This is a genomic window from Sinorhizobium terangae, assembly GCF_009601505.1.
In the GTDB taxonomy this organism is placed as follows: domain Bacteria; phylum Pseudomonadota; class Alphaproteobacteria; order Rhizobiales; family Rhizobiaceae; genus Sinorhizobium; species Sinorhizobium terangae.
Genome location: NZ_WITC01000129.1, coordinates 1 through 18,407, shown reverse-complemented (window position 1 = coordinate 18,407; position 18,407 = coordinate 1). Strand labels below are relative to the sequence as shown.

The 18,407-nt window shown below is 61.1% G+C and carries 13 protein-coding genes and 7 pseudogenes; 6 read left to right on the top strand and 14 right to left on the bottom strand.

All coding sequences use genetic code 11. From position 1 onward, the window contains the following. The first annotated feature begins 67 nt into the window (after nucleotides 1-67). A complete protein-coding gene (locus GHK62_RS31435) occupies nucleotides 68-481 on the top strand; it encodes a winged helix-turn-helix transcriptional regulator (protein WP_234886897.1) in 414 nt (137 codons plus the stop codon). 46 nt (nucleotides 482-527) lie between these two features. Here the strand turns inward: GHK62_RS31435 and GHK62_RS31430 are convergent. Then, nucleotides 528-1,438 (bottom strand): annotated as a pseudogene (locus tag GHK62_RS31430) (transposase); the annotation flags it as partial. A gap of 224 nt (nucleotides 1,439-1,662) precedes the next feature. Between GHK62_RS31430 and GHK62_RS35325 the strand changes: the two are divergent. After that, a pseudogene (locus tag GHK62_RS35325) lies at nucleotides 1,663-1,822 on the top strand (IS66 family transposase); the annotation flags it as partial. Here GHK62_RS35325 and GHK62_RS31425 read toward each other — a convergent pair. The 8 genes and pseudogenes from GHK62_RS31425 to GHK62_RS34665 all read right to left on the bottom strand — a co-directional run. Beyond that, nucleotides 1,798-2,916, bottom strand: a complete 1,119-nt coding sequence (locus GHK62_RS31425) for an ABC transporter ATP-binding protein (RefSeq protein ID WP_153439799.1) — start codon at nucleotides 2,914-2,916, stop codon at nucleotides 1,798-1,800. The pseudogene GHK62_RS35325 and the gene GHK62_RS31425 overlap by 25 nt on opposite strands. A gap of 1 nt (nucleotide 2,917) precedes the next feature. Beyond that, nucleotides 2,918-3,964, bottom strand: a complete 1,047-nt coding sequence (locus tag GHK62_RS31420) for an NAD(P)-dependent alcohol dehydrogenase (RefSeq protein ID WP_153439800.1) — start codon at nucleotides 3,962-3,964, stop codon at nucleotides 2,918-2,920. Between the two features lie 14 nt (nucleotides 3,965-3,978). Continuing rightward, nucleotides 3,979-4,800, bottom strand: coding sequence for a carbohydrate ABC transporter permease (locus GHK62_RS31415; RefSeq protein ID WP_153439801.1), 822 nt, complete (start codon nucleotides 4,798-4,800; stop codon nucleotides 3,979-3,981). After that, nucleotides 4,797-5,660, bottom strand: coding sequence for a carbohydrate ABC transporter permease (locus GHK62_RS31410; protein WP_153439802.1), 864 nt, complete (start codon nucleotides 5,658-5,660; stop codon nucleotides 4,797-4,799). Before GHK62_RS31410 ends, GHK62_RS31415 begins: the two co-directional genes overlap by 4 nt. A gap of 97 nt (nucleotides 5,661-5,757) precedes the next feature. Beyond that, nucleotides 5,758-7,035, bottom strand: coding sequence for an ABC transporter substrate-binding protein (locus GHK62_RS31405; RefSeq protein WP_153439803.1), 1,278 nt, complete (start codon nucleotides 7,033-7,035; stop codon nucleotides 5,758-5,760). Nucleotides 7,036-7,184: 149 nt separating this feature from the next. Beyond that, on the bottom strand, nucleotides 7,185-8,156 hold the full coding sequence (locus GHK62_RS31400; protein ID WP_234886898.1) for an AraC family transcriptional regulator: 972 nt from the start codon (nucleotides 8,154-8,156) through the stop codon (nucleotides 7,185-7,187). A 298-nt stretch (nucleotides 8,157-8,454) separates the two neighbouring features. Continuing rightward, complete coding sequence (locus GHK62_RS31395; RefSeq protein WP_153439804.1) at nucleotides 8,455-9,714, bottom strand: DUF763 domain-containing protein; 1,260 nt, start codon at nucleotides 9,712-9,714, stop codon at nucleotides 8,455-8,457. Nucleotides 9,715-9,861: 147 nt separating this feature from the next. Beyond that, nucleotides 9,862-10,050: pseudogene (locus GHK62_RS34665) on the bottom strand (hypothetical protein); the annotation flags it as partial. On the opposite strand from GHK62_RS34665, the pseudogene GHK62_RS31390 reads away from it, so the two are divergent. From GHK62_RS31390 to GHK62_RS34660, 3 genes and pseudogenes are all read left to right on the top strand, one after another. Next, a pseudogene (locus GHK62_RS31390) lies at nucleotides 10,051-10,203 on the top strand (VOC family protein); the annotation flags it as partial. Between the two features lie 232 nt (nucleotides 10,204-10,435). Further along, nucleotides 10,436-12,388 (top strand): AI-2E family transporter, encoded by a 1,953-nt coding sequence (locus GHK62_RS31385; RefSeq protein WP_153439805.1) that lies wholly within the window; start codon nucleotides 10,436-10,438, stop codon nucleotides 12,386-12,388. Between the two features lie 650 nt (nucleotides 12,389-13,038). Then, a pseudogene (locus tag GHK62_RS34660) lies at nucleotides 13,039-13,369 on the top strand (hypothetical protein); the annotation flags it as partial. A gap of 155 nt (nucleotides 13,370-13,524) precedes the next feature. Here GHK62_RS34660 and GHK62_RS31375 read toward each other — a convergent pair. From GHK62_RS31375 to GHK62_RS31365, 3 genes and pseudogenes are all read right to left on the bottom strand, one after another. Further along, nucleotides 13,525-13,854, bottom strand: coding sequence for a type II toxin-antitoxin system RelE/ParE family toxin (locus GHK62_RS31375; protein WP_184108612.1), 330 nt, complete (start codon nucleotides 13,852-13,854; stop codon nucleotides 13,525-13,527). After that, nucleotides 13,851-14,126, bottom strand: coding sequence for a type II toxin-antitoxin system ParD family antitoxin (locus GHK62_RS31370; protein WP_153442862.1), 276 nt, complete (start codon nucleotides 14,124-14,126; stop codon nucleotides 13,851-13,853). The genes GHK62_RS31375 and GHK62_RS31370 overlap by 4 nt, the downstream gene beginning before the upstream one ends. A 29-nt stretch (nucleotides 14,127-14,155) precedes the next feature. After that, nucleotides 14,156-14,662: pseudogene (locus GHK62_RS31365) on the bottom strand (SDR family NAD(P)-dependent oxidoreductase); the annotation flags it as partial. Nucleotides 14,663-14,756: 94 nt separating this feature from the next. On the opposite strand from GHK62_RS31365, the gene GHK62_RS31360 reads away from it, so the two are divergent. Further along, nucleotides 14,757-15,680: an AraC family transcriptional regulator gene (locus tag GHK62_RS31360; protein ID WP_153442858.1), complete on the top strand. Its 924-nt coding sequence runs from the start codon at nucleotides 14,757-14,759 to the stop codon at nucleotides 15,678-15,680. Between the two features lie 509 nt (nucleotides 15,681-16,189). Here GHK62_RS31360 and GHK62_RS31355 read toward each other — a convergent pair. Both GHK62_RS31355 and GHK62_RS31350 read right to left on the bottom strand, forming a co-directional pair. After that, nucleotides 16,190-17,376: pseudogene (locus GHK62_RS31355) on the bottom strand (IS91 family transposase). Between the two features lie 13 nt (nucleotides 17,377-17,389). Next, on the bottom strand, nucleotides 17,390-18,277 hold the full coding sequence (locus GHK62_RS31350; protein ID WP_153437046.1) for a tyrosine-type recombinase/integrase: 888 nt from the start codon (nucleotides 18,275-18,277) through the stop codon (nucleotides 17,390-17,392). Between the last annotated feature and the right edge of the window lie 130 nt (nucleotides 18,278-18,407).

Genomic DNA, 18,407 nt, shown 5'->3' with positions numbered 1-18,407 from the left:
ATGGAAATTGCCTTAACTTCCACAAAGTTCAAGAACGCACGAATAAGTCAGGTACTTACGAAAACGTATGCCCCATCAATACACGCGGGAAACAGCGGCCGAAGGAGTTGAGGCCGCTCTGAAGCTGCTCGAAGGCCGCTGGAAGCTGGTGATCCTGTTTCACTTATTCGGTGGACGGGTGTTGCGCTTCTCGGACCTGGAACGTGCCATACCGGCAGTTTCCCAGAAGATGTTGATCCAACAGCTCCGGCAGTTGGAGAATGACGGGATTGTCCGCCGCATTGTTCATCATCAGGTGCCGCCGAAGGTTGAGTATTGCCTGACCGATTGGGGACAAGCGCTTTGCCCGGCTCTCGATGCCCTGCTTACATGGGCCGGCCAGCGTGGGGAGAGTCCGAATCCCGATAATTGTCCGCCAAGCGGGATGCAAATTGGACACCCTGATGACCGTAGCGACGCTGGGCCCCCCGCTGGCAGCTAGGCAATCGTCGTCCCAACAGCTACTCGACATTCTTAGTGTCGCTTCCTCAATTTGTGTGGCGCAGTCGCAGCATTCGTGCCCGCAGTAGTTCGGGACCTGCCCTGCCGTACATTGCGGGCTTGAGGGTTTTGAGGCGATTGATCTGGCCTTCGGCCTGTCCGTTGCTCCAGGGTAGCTCGATGGCGTTGTCGACGGCATCGATGTCTCTGCGCAAAACACATGCGAAAACGCATGATCGGAATGCGTTCTGAGTCGATCGCATCGTCGATCCACACGTCCAGTGCTTCCGATCTTTTGCTGCGAAGGATTCCGGTGAAGCGCGTCGCCAGGCCGCATCTCGGCGAATGCGGTAGATCCCTGCTTCAGGGCATCGACCTTTCTTGCCTGTCGAGGCGTCAAAAGGCCTCGTGGCTGGATGCACAGCGCCGCGGCAACAACTGGCGACATCGCGTGGCCGGTATCCGGATCTCGAACCGATCCCAAGCTGAGCGCGATGGAAGGACACCATCGACGGGCTCTTTTTCGGCACGCCGCCAAGCTCCCAGCAGGCGCTCCAGATTGGAGAAGCTGCCGGTGTAGCCGCGCTGCTTGACGTCATGATACTGATACCGCCCGCAACGGTTCCCTTCCTTCCAGATCGGGCAAGGAACGTTTCAAAGTACCATGGTGATGTCGGGTTCAATGCTGCTCGCCGCCTATCTGGCGGAGCCTTGAACTTGAGCCACTTCGCTACGCTGCGACGCTCATAGCCGGTCCGTCGCGCAATTTCGCTGTAAGACAGACCTGCTGGCGTAAGGCGTGGAGCATCTCGAATATCTCCTCGCGAGCCTGCCTGTGCGCGAGACGGGCTCGCCGGCGATGTGCCGCAGCCTCGACAATGGCGTCCTCGGACAGGATGGCTCTTCCTGAGGCACGGTCGCAAAGGTTCATCTGTTCCTCGATTGCCGTACGGAGATTCTAAATCCGGGACAGCATTTCCGCTAATCCCCGGACAGTCTTTCGGCGACAAAGAGATCGACTTTCGCACGCGCCGTTTTGCCATACTGGACATCGATTTGAACGAGGGGCTGATGAATGGCGAGAGGGAAGCAGGCGAGACTTACTGACGTGAAGGTCATTGTCTGCGACTACCCCGATGGTCGGCTCGAGATCACCCATGAGGCGACCTCCCTGCCCTACAACACAGCCGGTGCAAGTTCCTGGACTGCATGTCGCGGAAAGCTCGACGGTTGCAACGGCAACAGTCGAGCGGATGGCGAGGCTCTGGCAAGTCGAGGAGAGCGTCCGCGGCCAAGGCCTGATCGTCCCGCGACGCGTCAGGAGGCCTCTGCGACGATCGTTACCGGGGTAGGCCGACGCATAGACAAGCCCGTGCTGTCAAAAAGGTGCAGGCTCTCGCTTTTTACAGAGAAAGTTACCTGCATACCCGGAGTTGGCGCTGTTGCTGCAGGGACCAAGGCGCCGATTTCTGTTCCTGCGGCCTGAAAGGAGACCAGTGCATCGTCCCCGTGGAACTCAACGAGATCGATGGAGCCGGATAACAAGTTCTCGGCCCCGGCAACGTGGGGGCAGGAAACAAGTGCCGATGGACGTACACCTAGCGTCAGCTCTTGCCCCTCCCTCAGCTCAAAAACTTGGCGAGACGCGCGGAAACGGAAACCGTCGCCTTCAAGCCTCCACGACTCTCTATCGGAGTGCGCGGTGACATCGAGAAAGTTCATGTTCGGCGTACCTATAAACCCCGCTACGAAAAGCGTACGTGGACGTTCGTAGATTTCGGCGGGCGTGCCGATCTGTTCGATCGCGCCGCCCTTCATGAGGACGATGCGGTCGGCGAGCGTCATCGCCTCCAGTTGGTCATGCGTCACGTAGATCGTCGTCGTCTGCAGTTTCTGGTGCAGGCGGGCGATCTCGATGCGCATGTGGTTGCGCAGCTTGGCGTCGAGGTTCGACAGCGGTTCGTCGAACAGGAACACCTTGGGCGTCTTGATCATGGCGCGGGCGATTGCCACACGCTGCTGCTGGCCGCCGGATAGTTCTGTCGGCTTGCGTTCCAGGTACGGATCTAGGCCGAGCGTCGCCGAAACAGCGCGGATGCGCTGGTCGATCTCGGCCTTCGGCACCTTCATGCGCTTCAAGCCGAAGGCGATATTGTCGTAGATCGTCATGTGCGGGTAGAGCGCGTAATTCTGGAAAACCATGGCAACGCCGCGATCACGCGGTTCCAGCTCGTTGACGCGCGTTCCGCCGATCATGACGTCGCCGCCCGAGATCTCCTCGAGGCCGGCAATCATGCGCAGAAGCGTGGACTTGCCGCAGCCGGACGGTCCGAGGAAGACGATGAACTCGCGGTCGGCGACTTCGAGGTTAAAATCCTTGATGACGTTTATGGCGCCATAGTTCTTGTCGACGTGCGCGCAGACGATGTTCGACATCTCATTTACCTCCGCTTTCCATGAGGATCTGCAGCTTCACATCGGTGGGGATGGCAGAGGCGGCGCGCTCGAAGGCCTGGATGCTGTCTTTGAAGTCATAAGTGTCCGTGATCAGAGGCTTCAGGTCTACCTTGCCGGAGGCTATAAGCTGCAGGGCGCGCTCGAAGATGTTGGCGTAGCGGAACACGGTTTCGAGCCGCACTTCCTTGGCGATGGCGCCGGATACGTCGAAATTCACCTGCTCGACCGGCAGGCCGACCATCACCAAGGTGCCGCCCGGGCGCACGAGGTCGAAGATCCCGCTATAAGCCTTGGCGCTGCCGCTGGCCTCGAACACGAGGTCGGCGCCCCACATGTCGGTTTCTCGGGCGACGACGTCCTTCAGCGATTGCTCGCCGATATTGATTGGCGTGATGCCGGCATAGCCACCAGCGATCGCCAGCTTCTCGGCGCTGAAATCAGAGATGAACACGCGGCTGCAGCCACCGGCGAGCGCGGCCAGCGCCACCATGATGCCGATCGGTCCACAGCCGATGACGACCGCGACATCGCCCGGGGCGATACGCGCGCGCGCGGCCGCCTGCATGCCGATGGCGAAGGGTTCGACCATGGCGCCTTCGGCGAAGCTGACATTGTCGGGTAGCTTGTAGGTGAAGGCGGCGGGGTGAACCGCGTAGGGGGTCAGCACACCATGGATCGGCGGTGTTGCCCAGAAGCGTACGCTCGGATCGACGTTGTAGATGCCGAGCCTGGAGGCCCGCGAAGTGAGGTCGGGAATGCCAGGCTCCATGCAGACGCGGTCGCCCACGGCGAGACCCCGCACATTGCCGCCGACCTCGACGATCGTGCCTGCGGCCTCATGACCGAGCACCATGGGTTCGCGCAGGACGAAGGGACCGATGGCGCCATGCGTGTAATAATGCACGTCGCTGCCGCAAACACCGACGGTGTTGATCCTGATCTTCACGTCATCGGGGCCGAGTTCGACCGGCAAGTCGATGTCGCGCATCGAGAGGACGCCCTTTTGCTCAAGAACCAGAGCTTGCATCGAGAAATTCCTTTTTATGAAGACTTGCGCTTGAAGGCGCTGTTGAGCATTCCGCTGAGGACCCCGATGAAGAGCAGCGGAGGAATGGAGAGCAGCACGACCGAGGCGTTGAGGATGCCCCAGGGCACGTCCCGGCCGAGCTGGGTGAGTTCGGAGGCGACGATCGGCAGCGTTTTGGCGTCGGAGGTCGTCAGCATCAATGCGATCAGGAATTCGTTCCAGACGAGCACGAAGGCAAAGGCGACGGCGCCGATCAGCGAGCGCGAGGCGATCGGCAGTGCGATCAGGAAAAAGATCGCATAGGGGCCGTAGCCATCGACGCGGGCGGCTTCCTCTACCTCCTTCGGCACGCGGGCAAAGGCCGGGACCGAAAGCCAGACAACGGTTGCAAGCGTCAGCAGCGTATAGGTGATGATGAGCGACAGCCTCGTGTCGTAGAGCTCCAGCTGCAGCCAGATTACCATCAGCGGAATGGCGACGGCGACCGGCGGCAGGAAGCGCAGCGACAGCACGAAGAACTGAATGTCCTTCGACCAGCGGTTCGGATGGCGCGCGGTGGCATAGGCCGCAGGCAGACCAAGCACCGCGCCGATTAGCACGGCGGCGCCCGAGGTCACCAACGAATTGAACAGGCCGTCGAAGACGCTGTCGCGACCGAGCACGTAGGCGAAATTGTCGAGCGTCGGGGTGAAGATGAAAAGCGGCGTGGGCGTGACGATGTCCACGCGGTTCTTGAAGGCGTTGAGTGCAGTCCAGAACGCCGGGAACACGGCGGAGAACGCTGCGAGGAGGAGGATGGCGCGGCCAGCGAGGCGGCCGATCGAACGGCCGCTCATATCTTCGCCCTCTTCCAGATGACGGTGAAGGCAAGCGAGGTCGCGATCATCATCAGAACCGCCATGCCGGATGCATAGGAAATGCGGCCTGACTCGATGAATCCTTGCGAGAAGGCGTACATGTCGAGCGTCTCGGTGGAGATGCCGGGGCCGCCCCGGGTCATCACGTAGATCAGGTCGAAGGCGCGCAGCGATTCGATCATCTTGACGAAGGCGAGCGAGATGAGCGGCGCCTTCAGCATCGGCAGCGCCACATAGCCATAGACTTCCCACGTACGCGCATGGTCGAGCCGAGCCGCCTCGAACGGCTGCGGCGGCAGGGTCTCCAAAAGCTTCAGCACGATGACGGAGAAGAACAGGCCCCATTGCCAGACGTCGACGAGGGCGACCGTTCCGAGCGCGGTCAGCGGATTGGACAAGAGATCGAGCGGCTGGCCGGTGATCGCCTTGTAAGGATAGGTGGCGATGCCATAGAGCGGATGGAATGCGAACTTCCAAACGAAGGCGGCCGAGACGCGCGGCAGGATAACCGGCACGATGAACAGCAGCGCCAGAACATTGCGGGTGCGCCGCGAGACGCATTCGAACAGCAGGATGCCGAGGCCGACCGCGATCAGCATGGTGAAGCCAACTGTGATGACCTCCCAGCTCAGCGAAACCGTAATGGCGTTGACGAAGCGCCGGTCCGAAAACAGCGCGAGATAGTTGTCGAAGCCGACGAAATTTCCGTCAGGTCTGCTGAGTTCGCGATCCTCGAAGGATATGACGATCGCGCAGACGGTCGGCACCAGCGCCAAGACGGCGAGCACGACCATGGCAGGCGCAAGGAACACCCAGGGCAATGTATTCTTGTTCTTCATGAGTCCCTCCGACGACGCCGTGCGCGTCGCCTTGGATGGAAAGCCCCGACGCCGCCGAAGCCAGCGCCGGGACGGGAGGATATCTGTTCAGTCTGGATTACTGGCTGCGGCCGACGAGGTCGGTGGCAAAGCCGTTGAGCTCATCCAGGCCTTCCTTGATATCCGTGCGGGTGCCGGTGATCAGTTCTTCCAGGATGATGCCCCACCGGTCGCCCAGGTCCGGCCACGATGCGTTCTGCCAGAAGTTGACCGCCGTGACCTTGCCGGTGTCGGCGAGCGCTTGGCCGAGGTCGGGACCATAGAGTTCGGCGAACTTCGGACTGGTCATGACGCTGGTACGGTTGAGTTCGCTAAATTGGCCTTCTTCGAGACGGCGCTGTTCGTTTTCCTTCGACGTTGCCCAGGCGATGAACAGACCGGCGCACTGCTTGGCCTCTTCCGTCTTGTTCGCCTTGGTGCCGATGGCGAGGCCGTGGCCGTAGCCACCGCCGGTCAGCGGGGTCGGCGGCGGGAGGTAGCCGATCTTGTCGGCGACCTGCGACGACTTCGGATCGAGCGCCATCCCGACCAGCGGCGTGGATTCGATGAGGAGGGCGACCTGGCCGGAGGTGAAGGCGCCGACCGCCTCGTCCCAGCCGCCGGTCTGGCTGCCCGGTGCGGAATACTTGAAGATCTCGAGGTAGGTCTCGGTCGCCTTCAAGGCCGCGTCGCCATCGAAGACCGGCTTGTCCCCCTCGAACCAGTTACCGCCAAAGCCCTTGAAGTAAGGCATCCAGCGCCAGACGTTGGCGCCCGAGCCGCGCTGGCCGCGCAGGGCGGTGCCGTAGATGCCCTTGTCGGGCTGATGCAGGGCCTTCACGGCAGCGATGTATTCGTCGAGCGTGGTCGGCGGCTTGATGCCAGCGGCTTCAAGCAGATCCTTGCGGTAGACCATCAGGTCGCCGCCGCCGGTCAAAGGCGCAAACCAAACCTTGCCGTCATAGGTGGCGACCTTCTGGCGCCCTGGATCGAAATCGGCATAATCGTAATCAGCAGGATAGTAGTCGGTCAGCGGAGCGACCCAGCCGGACTTTGCGAAAAGTGCGACGTTGGCTTCGTCAATATAATACACATTGTACTTACCGATCGTCGACGCATCGGCCTTGGTCTTGGCGCGGCGATCGTTCTCGTTCAGATAGTCGATCTGGAAATCCGCACCGCCCGAGAGCTTGGCGAATTCATCCTTGTAGTTTTCAAGCAGCGTCAGGCCGTCGCGCGGCTGCGCGATAACCCGGATGGTCCCGGTGCATTGTGCAGCCTCAGCAATTGAAGACGCCGAGCTTGCGAGAGCGCAAGCGATAGTGATGCTCGAAACGAGCGCTTTCAGGTCTTTCATGTTTTGAACCTCCCCTAAAGGTCTGCAGAGCAGGCTTCAGAATCTCCCGATTCCGCTCGCCTGCTCCTCCCGTGCGAGCTTGCTCGCTGATGTGATCCTATGAAATACGGCGCGATGAACTAGCGCCCCTCATGCACGTAATCTATACTTTAATGCGCGTTGAAATGCTGCGCATCGATTGTCCGGACCGGTCGCCTCTGTCCTGTCAACCGCCGATAGGCGGAGGGTGTCATCTTGTGATGACGCAGAAATGTGCGGTTGAAATTGGAAATGTTGAGATAGCCTACCTCGAAGCAGATGTCGGTGATCGGCATCTCGCTTTCGGCGAGCAGCTTGCAGGCCTGCCAGATGCGCAGCTTGTTGACGTGATCGGTGAAGCTGTTGCCGGTGTTCTTCTTGAAGAAGCGGGAAAACGCGCTCTCGCTCATGCCGGCTAGCGCCGCCACGTCCGCGAGGTGAATATCGGTCGCGACATGCTCGAAAATATAGATGAGCACGCGCTGCAGCACATCGAGGGTCTCTGCGTCGAGCTTCGGTGCAAATTCCGGCGACGACAGGATTTCATACTCGTGGCTGCCAGACAGGAGATCCAGGAGCTCGGCGAACGCGGCGAAGCGGGAGAAACCGGAGTGGGCGCCCATGCTCTCCATGAGCTCCGCGCCGCGGTGGCGCGTTTCGCCGTGAAAGACGAGGCCTTGTTCGGCGAGCCGGAAGAAGGCGTCGAGCTGGGCAAATTCCGGTGCCAATTTGCTGAGTTCGCCGATCCGCTCCTGGTCGAACTGGATGACGATATCGCGGCCTTCGATGATCTCGCCCGGCTCAGTGGCCGTTACCCAATCATGCGGCAGGTTTCGGCCCACGACGGTGAGATAGCCGGGGCCGAATTCGCCGATGTAGTCGCCTACGAAGGCCATGCCTGCGGCATTGCGGATCAGGTGAATTTCAATCTCGGGATGGAAGTTCCAGACATTGCGCTCCCAGGGATAGTTGTCCTTGCGCCACAGAAAGGTCTCATTCACGCCGGTGACGATGTGCTCGAAGGTCGGCGGGTTGTTGGCCATCGCCGCCGTCTTGACACCAAGAGCCCTCCCGGCCTCCGTCCCTCTCGCATTCCTCAGCATTGTTCCTCGCAGCCTCCTTGCCGAGCGCGGATGTACCGCCATTTCGCAATGTCGATGTTGCGGCCAAAGTACTACGCCGTGCCATTTGACGTGATGAACGCAAGAGTCATAGACATGCAGATCATGGAATTCATGTTTAAAGCTGATTTATTTTGACAATTGGACTTTGCCATTCAGCCGCATCTTCACGCCTGCGTACTCATGTGGGCGAGCAAATCTCACGCACCGCAGCACCCGCCGCCTTCGTGAGAAAAGGCGCGAACGATGTCCTTTGTCTGCCCAACTCCGCCCGCGCTCGCTAGGAGCGTGCTTTCTCGTCGCACTGCTCAGGGTGAGCCTCCCAGCCAAAGATGCTGCGACCGCCCCATTCGGGGGACCGGCGGAACTCCCCGGCGACAATTTCTTTTAGATCCGGGCCGGTAACGTATTTCTCCAGCTGCCTCGCCTGATCGTCCAAACGTCTCAGCGCCTGTAGCTCCTCATCACGACCGAGCCGCGCTTTGGTCACAGCCGATTTCATTACGCGGATCGTCTGATCGTAGACTTGGAGTGGCACGGGAAACGGATGGCGATCCTTGCCGCCGTGCGCAAGCGAGAACCGCGCGGGATCGGCAAAACGGCAGGGCGCGCCATGCACCACTTCTGCCACCATCGCCAGCGCGTTGACCGTCCGCGCACCGACGCCTGGAACGAGCAGGAGTTGTTCGAAATCTTCAGGCCCGCGATCGACGGCCGCAGCAAGCGTTGCGTGCAACCGCCTCATGTTGATGTTTTCTTCTCGCACCTCGTGATGTGCCGGCATTACAAGGTGCGGCAGCAGGGGTTGCACGAGTTCTTTCGTTTGGACCTTCGAATCAATCCGGACTATCTCGCGCACAATTCGGTCCGGCCCGAGAGAGGTTAGAAGGTCAAGCTGACCCTTTCGCGATGCTGCGGCACGCCTATCGGCGAGATTGACGATTTCGCCCTGGCGCTTTCCTTCTATCGCTGCATGGGGGGAATCGACGAAACTGGAAACGCCTTCTGATAGCCAGTGGTAGCGCCTAGCCTGTCGCTTGTCACCATTCATGCCCTGCTGCACGACCACCCATTTGCCGTCGTCGGCCACGATGAAGCCGTGCAGGTAAAGGTCGAATCCATCTTGAACCGCTGCGCTGTCAACCTTTGCGACGAGCCGGCTGGTGGCTGCGAGACGGCCGCCGTCGATGCCGACACGATTCCCGATGTCGATCAATTCGGCTGGCGTCTGCCTCGAATTTCGCCCACGTCCTCCGCAGACATGAACACCTAGTTCCCGCGAAAGGGGTGCGAGGCCGCGCTTCAAAGCGCCAATGACACTTGTTGTGATTCCGGAGGAGTGCCAATCCATACCCATGACGCAGCCAAAGGACTGGAACCAGAAGGGGTGCGCCAAACGCCGGAGAAACTCGTCGCGGCCATATTCAATCACGATTGCTTCGGTGATGACCGCGCCAAGCTTCGTCATGCGTTCGCCCAGCCACCGGGGAACCTTGCCACCATGAAGCGGGAGATCTGCACTGCCTGCTCTTTGAACCATCCGATCCTTATAAACCGGCCGTCGAAGTTATGACAGGGAGAAGTTCCTAAAATGTTCTGTTTTGCGCGTATCCTTTGGGCGCTTGACATCCAAGTACACACCTTGGGCAGAATCAAACGGTGCACCCGATGCTCTGTCGGGGTGTAGTCACAGGCAACCACGCTCAAAAGCGGGTTGGGCTGCCGGCAGGTCCGGCTGCGGCCATTGCTGCAGCGCTCTCCGACCAACGTCGGTCAAGCCACAGACGCCACTCTGGAGGCGCTCAAACCAGCCATAGAGGTGCAAAATGTTCCCGGCATCCGGTATCCTGGATCTGATTTCACGCACGCACATCGGTGGTGCAAGGACAAGTGGGGGATTTCCTCGCAGATCACGCCGCGTGTGCTGACTGATGCGCTGGCCGCCGGCGGCGCTGAGGCAAAGCGCGCGTTCGATGCCATGATGGACATGGGGAGAATCGACGTCGCCGCGATCGAGACGGCGCGGCGGACGCTTCGTCGCGGCTTACAGCCAAGTTGCTCTCGGAGGGTGCTGCGCGCACTTTCGTGCGCCACACACCCTCCGCCCCGACTCCAGTTCGACACGCGTGATCCACCCGCTCATGCGGGTTGCGTGGCCCCTCGGCTTTCCCCTGGGCTTATCGACAAATCGCTCTACCTGCTTAATGAAACAACGCGGACGCCATTTTCATCCAGCTTGCACGGGAGGTCAGCGGAAGGACATGAGCGAGGAAAGCAGCAGGGATTACGGCTCGGGATCGATAGCCACAGCACAGCCGTCCAAGTTTCCAACGCTCGCTGCGATGGCTGCCGCGGTCGCTGTCCTCTATTTCGCCCGAGCAGTATTCCTGCCCCTGGCCGTTGCCATCCTGCTTACGTTTGCGCTGGCACCGGTCGTCGCGAACCTCAGAAAAGTCGGTTTGCCGCGCATGCCTGCCGTCATCGTAAGCGTGGCTGCGGCCTTTCTCTCGCTCTCGATCTTCAGCGCCGTCGTGGCGATGCAGGTCAGCGAGGTTGCGCGGAACCTCCCGACATACCAGTCCAACATCGTTGAAAAGATCAGGGCCCTGAAAGAGGCGGAGTCGGAAAACAGCGTGATCGATCGGCTTGGCCGTCTCGTGGAGAGGATCGGGACCGAACTCAGCCGGTCGGAACCTCAAGCCCAACCATCTTCCGGGGCGCAGCCGCCCAAGCCGCTTCTGGTGGAGATCTTCTCGCCTCAGCGCCCGATCGAAATGCTGAGGAGCATTGTCAATCCTCTCGTTGGTCCATTGGCGACGACCGGACTCATCATCATCGTCGTCATCTTCATGCTTCTGGAGCGGGAGGATCTGAGGGACCGTTTCATCCGCCTCGTGGGCTACGGAGACCTCCACCGCACAACGCAAGCCCTCCAGGATGCTGGCTCGCGTGTCGGCCGATACCTGCTCATGCAGCTGGTGGTGAACATCACCTATGGCATACCGCTGGCAGCCGGTCTCTGGGTGCTGGGCATACCCAATGCGGTCCTCTGGGGCATGCTGGCAATCGTCCTCAGGTTCGTGCCCTATATCGGCCCCATCATCGCCGCGCTCGTTCCCTTGTTCCTGGCTTTTTCGGTGGCGCCGGGCTGGAGCGTGCTGCTCTGGACAGCAGCTCTGTTCGTTCTCCTCGAAGTGCTCAGCAACAATGTCGTGGAGCCCTGGCTCTACGGTTCGCGCACCGGCCTGTCACCGCTTGCGATCATCGTTGCGGCAATCTTCTGGGCCTGGCTCTGGGGACCCGTCGGGCTGGTGCTGTCGACGCCGCTGACGGTCTGTCTCGTCGTTCTCGGCCGCCATGTTCCCCAGTTCGAGTTCTTCGAAATCCTTTTCGGCAACGAGCCGGTCCTCGATCCCAAGGAACGCCTGTACCAGCGCCTGCTCGCGGGCGATCCCGACGAGGCGACCGACAACGCCGAGGAGATGCTCGAGGAGAAGTATCTCGTCGAGTTCTACGACTCCGTCGCCATTCCGGCCCTGCTGCTTGCAGAACGGGATCGCGCTCGAAAGGCGATGACGGATGCGCAACTGGAGCAGGTTGCCGAGAGCGGGCACGTGCTCGTCGCCAATCTTCAAGAAATCGCGAGCGAAGAAGAGGAGGAAGAGGAGGACGATAACGCCGACGGTCCAGACGAAGAAGATGAAGCCGGCGGCTTTGAGTTGCCGGACGGGGACGGGAAATCCGTACTATGCATCGGGGGAAGGGGCGATCTGGACGACGTGGCTGCCTCGATGTTGTCGCAGGTCGTCACGATCCAGGGCGCCGAGGCTGCATTGGCCAGCTACCGGGACCTGAAAGTCGGCAATATAAGGGCTCTGGCGCTGGAGGGCCGTACCACGGTCATCATCGGCTTTCTCAACCAGGATTCCGGGAAACACGCGAAATTCATCGTGCGCAGGCTGAAGCGTTTGACGCCGACGGCGCGCATCGGCATCGTATTCTGGCGGGAGGACCGAGAAGGAGCGTCCCACGCAAAGGCGCAGCTCATCGAAGAGTTGCAGGCGGATTTCGTCGCCTTTTCGATCGTCGATGCGGCCCGCGAAAGCCTTTCCGAAGGAGAAGCGCGACCTTTGAAAGCGGCGCGCATGAGGATTGTTCATCGTTCCACCACCCGCAGGGCGGGCACGCAAAGAAAGGAAAAGGCGCCCGCTTAGAGCATTCCGTTTTGGTTCAGAAACTCCGCCGCACCACGGCTCAAGGCCTTCACCGTCAGCAGGCGTCATCGAAATTGACATTTCTCGCGTAGGACTGTTGCGTACGGTCCCTGCAATGCGGATCACCGCGCATCCAGAGCACTCTCCCTCCGTCTTGATCCGCGCCATCAGCTTGCGGCTGGTGCCCTGACTGCGCGGGGCGCCATCCGCCACCACATGGCCCGCCTCGACATACTTGCCCCACCACAACTGGACGTCGGGGGCGCTTTGCGCTTGGTAATCGGCTGGACGAGTCCTGCGTCCAATCACCTCCGCAGTTTGGCTGCGGGGCTAGAGGTTGAGACTAGCCTGGGGCAGAAGATTCTGAACTCAAGATGGTGGCGTCTGTGGTCAGTGCGATACAGAGCGATATCGGTGGAGCGTTCATTCCGGTCAGCGATATTGAAGCGGCGAGAGATTGGTATTGCCGCTCTTGGACGGATCGACCGAGGGAGACATTCTCTTCGGGCATCGACAGCAAATCGTTTGTCGGACCGCACGTCAACAAACCAGTCTTTCATTTCAATGCCCATGATCTGGACGCTGCGCGCACGCATGTGATGGCAATCGGGGCTGGGGACGTTTCTCCCTTAGTGACGGTGTTTTCTTCACATTCAACGTTTGGGGAAGCCCGGCTGTCGGCGCTGCGAAAAGATCCGGCACTTAACTGCTTCGGTGTCGACGCCAGCCAACCGCTCAGCGTCTGGCGAGCCAAGGGATGGATACATCCCGACGATCCGCGTGGCTGGTTCCAGTGGTACTGCCGCTACCACCAAGGTCGCCGTATGCCCGGTGAGGACGAGCGACAGGTCGCCCGTTGGACAGCTATTCGCCGCCCATATCGCTCAGCTTCGCCGGGCCTGCGAGCCTGGAGACTGCTGGTGCCGGCCGCGTCAACGCCAGGCGCTGCTGCGTTGGGCATACGACAGCCGTTCGATTTAACTGCCGATGCTGTGCTGCAAAACGTCCGGTATCTCTCTTGCGAGGCTAGAAGCTGCCGGGCAGCACACGGCCCCAGAGCCGACTTTCATCCCTCGCTTTGAGTGGATACGAACCGCCGGCCCACCCCAATGGCTTCGGCGGGAATGTCCGAGCGCTCAGTGATTGTTCGGCTCCTGCATCCATTGCGGAATGTCTCGCTTCGCATGTAGCACGCGCCAAACATCGACATGATCTGGCTGGTCGCGATAGAAAATGAGATAGGGATATCGCTTCAGAGAGACACTCCGTAAGTCAGGCAATCCCAACTCGTATGCGTACCGCAACGATCCGGCCTCCGGATGGCCTGCGATCAAAGCGTATGCCGCTTGAAGTGCGTCGATAAATCCGAGGGCGACCTCGGTTCCTGCTTCGCGTGCATAATAGTCAATGGCCGCCTCGACGTCGCTGCGCGCCAACTGCCGCGGGATAATAGTCTTATTATTCACTTGCTGTGCTGACCACGAACTCGATCGCGCAGACTGGTGAAATATTCCGCCTCGACCGGTTCAGTCGGTGCGGACGAGGCTCCGTCAAGCAACAGCCGGCGTAACGCAAGACGATCCTGATCTCGACGTATCAACTCCCGAATATACTCACTGCTTGTCCCATAACCCCGTCCGGCGACTTGCTCATCGACGAAGCTCTTAAGATGGTCCGGCAGGGAAATGTTCATAGTGCCCATGCAAGTGACCATACCGACTTTGGCAAAAATTGGCAAGAGCGCTCGCTTCCCTTCAACCACAACACTACGGACGAGAAGCGGTGCCCCATCGACGAGACGGAGACAACGCGTGCGCCGCCAGCGCGCTTGAGCGCCGGCCAGAGCCGCGCGACAAGCCGGAAATGGCCCAGATGATTGGTCGAGAACTGGAGCTCGTTGCCCTGCGCGTCGCGCGTCAATTCCTCGACGGCCATAATCCCGGCACTGTTGACGAGGATGTGAAGCGACTGACCGGAATTCAGGAAATTCTCGGCGAAGCAATCAATCGACGTAGGATCGGTGAGGTCCATCGGTTGGACTTCGATGCCGCCGCCAATCTCGGCGATGGTCCTGCGAGCGCGCTCGACGTCGCGGGCGGGCACGATTACCCTGGCTCCCGCGAGCGCGAGCGTCCTGGCGGTATCGAGACCGAGGCCGGAATAACCGCCGGTGACGATGGCGACCTTTCCGACCAGGCTGATGCCGGCGATGACGTCCGAGGTGGTGGAAGCGGCGGTGAAGCCGGAGTTGATGGGCTCTTGCATGCTAGACATGTTGGGTCTCCTGTTTAGACCCCGCCGAGATACTGTCCGCACCGCTGACTTTGAATGCTTGATAGTCCGCACTTCCTTCGCCATAGTTCAGAACATGACCGCTGATCCGCTATCCGCGATCCTGTCGCTGATCGAAACGCGCGTCGTCTACAGCGGCGGCTTTTCGGCAGGCGGCGCGTGGGCCATCCGTTTCCCGCCCCCGCAGAAGGTCAAGTTCTTTGCCATTGCCCATGGCTCGTGTTTCGTCACCGTCGATGGCCTCCCCGATCTTTTCCATCTAAACAGCGGCGACGTCTTCCTGCTGTCCGCGGAGGCGGCCTTTACGGTCGCAAGCGACCCTGCTTTGCCTCCAGCGGATGCATTTGCCTTTTTCGACGGGGAGCGATCCACCTTCGCGCATCTGGGTGAAGGCGGCGACTTGCTCTATCTCGGGAGCCATCTCGAATTCGCGTCCAAGGGCAGCCGTCTCCTTATCGACAATCTTCCACCGGTCATCCATCTGAGCGGCAGCGAGACGGGAACCGGCCGGCTGCGGTGGCTGATCGAAGAGCTCGTAAGGGAGACGACGTCCACCGTTCCTGGAACCCTTGCGGCGCGTTCGGGGCTAGCCAACCTCATGTTCCTGCAGTTGCTGCGCGGCTATCTCTCGCAGGAGCGCGGCGTCAATGTCGGTTGGCTGCGGGCCGCCTGCGATCCGAAACTCGCGCCCGCCCTGAGCCTGATGCACTGCGATCCCGCCCGCAACTGGCACCTGCCGGAACTCGCGAAGGCAGCAGCGATGTCGCGGACCACTTTTGCCACGTACTTCAAGGCGATCGCCGGCATCGGCCCACTCAGTTATCTCACGGAATGGCGTATGTGGTTGGCGGAGCGAAAGCTCCGGGAAGGCGGCCAATCGGTTTCAATGATCGCCCATTCTGTCGGTTATGCGTCCGAGGCGGCCTTCAGCACAGCCTACAAACGTGTCATGGGCAGCTCACCCAGGCGCCAAATGCGCCAGGCCACAGTCTCAAACTGAGGCGAAAGGTGGCCGTGTTTCAAACCCCCAGCTCGGCGCGCAATGAGACGTTCCGCCTGCGACCAACTGCTCCATTCGCCGACGTACGCCGGAACCCCTTGCTCGTGGATCATTGTCCGCTATCGGCGGCAACCGAGTCATCGCGCGGTGCCTTGGCGATCGACCGCTGTCCTGAAGGTTTTTCGATGCGGGCCGCAGCGCGACGTTTGCCGCTGGCGTTGGGCGGCCCGCGTTGACAAACCTTGGAAGGAGGAAGCCGCGGAGGCTGGGTGGGACCTATGGGGAAAGCGCGGGGCCGCGGGCGTCTGTTGTGGACTTCGGCGCTGCCGACAGACGCAAAGGCGCCGACCCGAGGGTGTGGGAGGCGATGATCGGAAGCAGATCTGGCGGTCTCGTTGGTGCCGATTTCGACGCTTTTGCGATGCTCAGTGTTATTGGGCGCAAAGCGATCCGATCCCGGAATGCAGAGTGTTTTCGGGTCGGCTTTGGCCAATGTGACGGGCACCTTGTCATGCGGCCTGCTTTCTCGGTGGCGCCCGGGCTCTGGGTTTCTGACCGCGTCGGAAGATCTCGATGATGCGCATCGGGCCACCGCACTCGGGGCATGGCTGTCTCAGAGTGAGCGGGATCGTCTCAGCGCTTGGCGGATCATTGTGTTTGGCCGTTTCCGCTCCGAGCAGAGCGCGGATCTTTGCGACCTTGGTCTTGCGGCCCGCACTGGCGAGCAGGCCGTAATGGCGGATGCGGTGGAAACCGTCGGGCAGCACATGGAGCAGGAAGCGGCGGATGAACTCGTCGGTGGCCAGCCGCATCACCTTCTGACGGTCGCCGGTCTTGATCCGGTAGTCCTTCCAGCGGAAGGTGACGGTCTCGGCATCGGCGCTGATCAGACGGCTGTTGGAGATCGCCACCCGGTGGGTATAGCGGCTGAGATAGGCGAGCACCGCTTCGGGACCGCCGAACGGCGGCTTGGCATAGACGACCCATTCTGATTTGCGCACAGCCAGGCGGCGAACGCGTCAGCCTCTGCGAGAGCTGTCAGATCAGCGTAGAACCTCAGATCGCCGGCGCAATGCAGTGCCCGCAGCCCTGCGATAAACAACCGCCGGAACAGTCGCGACAGAACCCGCACCGGCAGGAAGAACCCGGGGCGGCATGAGATCCACCGCGTGCCATCCGGCGACAGCCCGCCGCCGGGCACGATGATGTGCACATGCGGGTGATGGATCAGCGCCGATCCCCAGGTGTGTAGCACGCTGGTCATGCCGATGTGCGCGCCAAGCTGCCGGGGATCGGCGGCGATAGTGCTCAGCGTCTCGGCCGATACCCGAAACAGCAGGTCGTAGACAGCTTTCTTGTTCCAGTAAGCGATCTGCGCGATCTCGGCCGGCAGGGTGAAGACCACGTGGAAATACTCGACCGACAGCAGGTCTTCGGCGCGGGCGGCCATCCAGTCGCGCGCCGCGGGGCCCTGGCACTTCGGACAGTGCCGGTTCTTGCAGGAATTATAGGCGATGTGGTTATGCCCGCACTTGGTGCAAGCCGCCACATGCCCGCCGAGCGCCTCGGTTCGGCAGGCTTCGATCGCCGCCATGACCTTGAGCTGGGTCAGGCTGACATGCCCGGCATTGGCTCGCCGCCACGCAGGCCCATAGGCTCGGAAGATGTCAGCGATCTCCAGCTTTTGCCGGGGCACCCCGGCGCGCGCTTCATTCCAGCCGACGCCTCAGGGTGAGATCCTCCAACTGCTTCAGGCGCTCGAACGGGCTGATGGTGTCGCGGATCAACTTGGTGGCGACGTGGGTGTAGCGGGCGGTGCTGCTCAGCTTGGCATGGCCGAGCAGAACCTGGATCACCCGCACGTCGGTGTTCGCCTCCAGCAGATGCGTGGCGAAGCTGTGGCGCAGGGTATGCAGCGTTGCGGGCTTGGCGATGCCCGCCATGTGCTTGGCCGCGGTGAAGGCCCGGTTGAGCTGGCGCGGCGAGATCGGATTGATCTTCGGCTTGCCGGGAAACAACCATCCCCGCGGACGCGCCTCCCGCCAGTAATCGCGCAGCAGATCCAGCAAGCCCGGCGATAGCATGGCCTTGCGATCCTTGCCGCCCTTGCCTTCTTCGACGTGGATCAGCATGCGCTCGCTGTCGATGTCAGTGACCTTGAGGTGGCACACCTCCGACGCCCGCAGCCCGGCGCCATAGCTGATGCTGAGCGCCGCCCGATACTTCAGCCCGGGCCCGGGAGCCGCGGCCAGCAGGTCGGCGACCTCCTCGACGCTCAAGACGACCGGCAGCTTCTGCGGTTTGCGTTGGAACTGCATGTACCGCTTCATCTCCTCGCGCCCGCAGGTGATCCCGAAAAAGAACCTGAGCGCGATGATCCGGACATTGAATGTCGAGGGCGTCACCCCGGCATTGGTCATGTGTAGCTGGTAGGCCCGCAACTCCTCCGGCGTCGCCGTGTCGGGTGAGCGCCCCAGAAAGGCCGCGAAATCCTTGATCGCCCGGATGTGGCCTTGCTGCGCCTTGTCGCCCATCCCGCGGATGCGCATGTCCTCGATCATCCGCTCACGCAGCGCGGTGGTCTTCTCCTCTGTCATCGGACCCTCCTGTCCATCAGATTGAGAAGTCTCAATCGTCAGGCCAGGAACCCGAGACACAAAGAACCGACGTCGATCAGGAAACGCACCGCCAGCCACAAGCGCCATTGCCGCGCGAGCGGCTTAGTCC

Coding starts and splice junctions, on each gene's coding strand:
- GHK62_RS31360 (WP_153442858.1), top strand. CDS start 14,757: ATGACCGCTGATCCGCTATCCGCGATCCTGTCGCTGATCGAAACGCGC.
- GHK62_RS31415 (WP_153439801.1), bottom strand. CDS start 4,800: ATGAGCGGCCGTTCGATCGGCCGCCTCGCTGGCCGCGCCATCCTCCTC.
- GHK62_RS31425 (WP_153439799.1), bottom strand. CDS start 2,916: ATGTCGAACATCGTCTGCGCGCACGTCGACAAGAACTATGGCGCCATA.
- GHK62_RS31420 (WP_153439800.1), bottom strand. CDS start 3,964: ATGCAAGCTCTGGTTCTTGAGCAAAAGGGCGTCCTCTCGATGCGCGAC.
- GHK62_RS31385 (WP_153439805.1), top strand. CDS start 10,436: ATGAGCGAGGAAAGCAGCAGGGATTACGGCTCGGGATCGATAGCCACA.
- GHK62_RS31410 (WP_153439802.1), bottom strand. CDS start 5,660: ATGAAGAACAAGAATACATTGCCCTGGGTGTTCCTTGCGCCTGCCATG.
- GHK62_RS31400 (WP_234886898.1), bottom strand. CDS start 8,156: ATGCTGAGGAATGCGAGAGGGACGGAGGCCGGGAGGGCTCTTGGTGTC.
- GHK62_RS31395 (WP_153439804.1), bottom strand. CDS start 9,714: ATGGTTCAAAGAGCAGGCAGTGCAGATCTCCCGCTTCATGGTGGCAAG.
- GHK62_RS31350 (WP_153437046.1), bottom strand. CDS start 18,277: ATGACAGAGGAGAAGACCACCGCGCTGCGTGAGCGGATGATCGAGGAC.
- GHK62_RS31435 (WP_234886897.1), top strand. CDS start 68: ATGCCCCATCAATACACGCGGGAAACAGCGGCCGAAGGAGTTGAGGCC.
- GHK62_RS31405 (WP_153439803.1), bottom strand. CDS start 7,035: ATGAAAGACCTGAAAGCGCTCGTTTCGAGCATCACTATCGCTTGCGCT.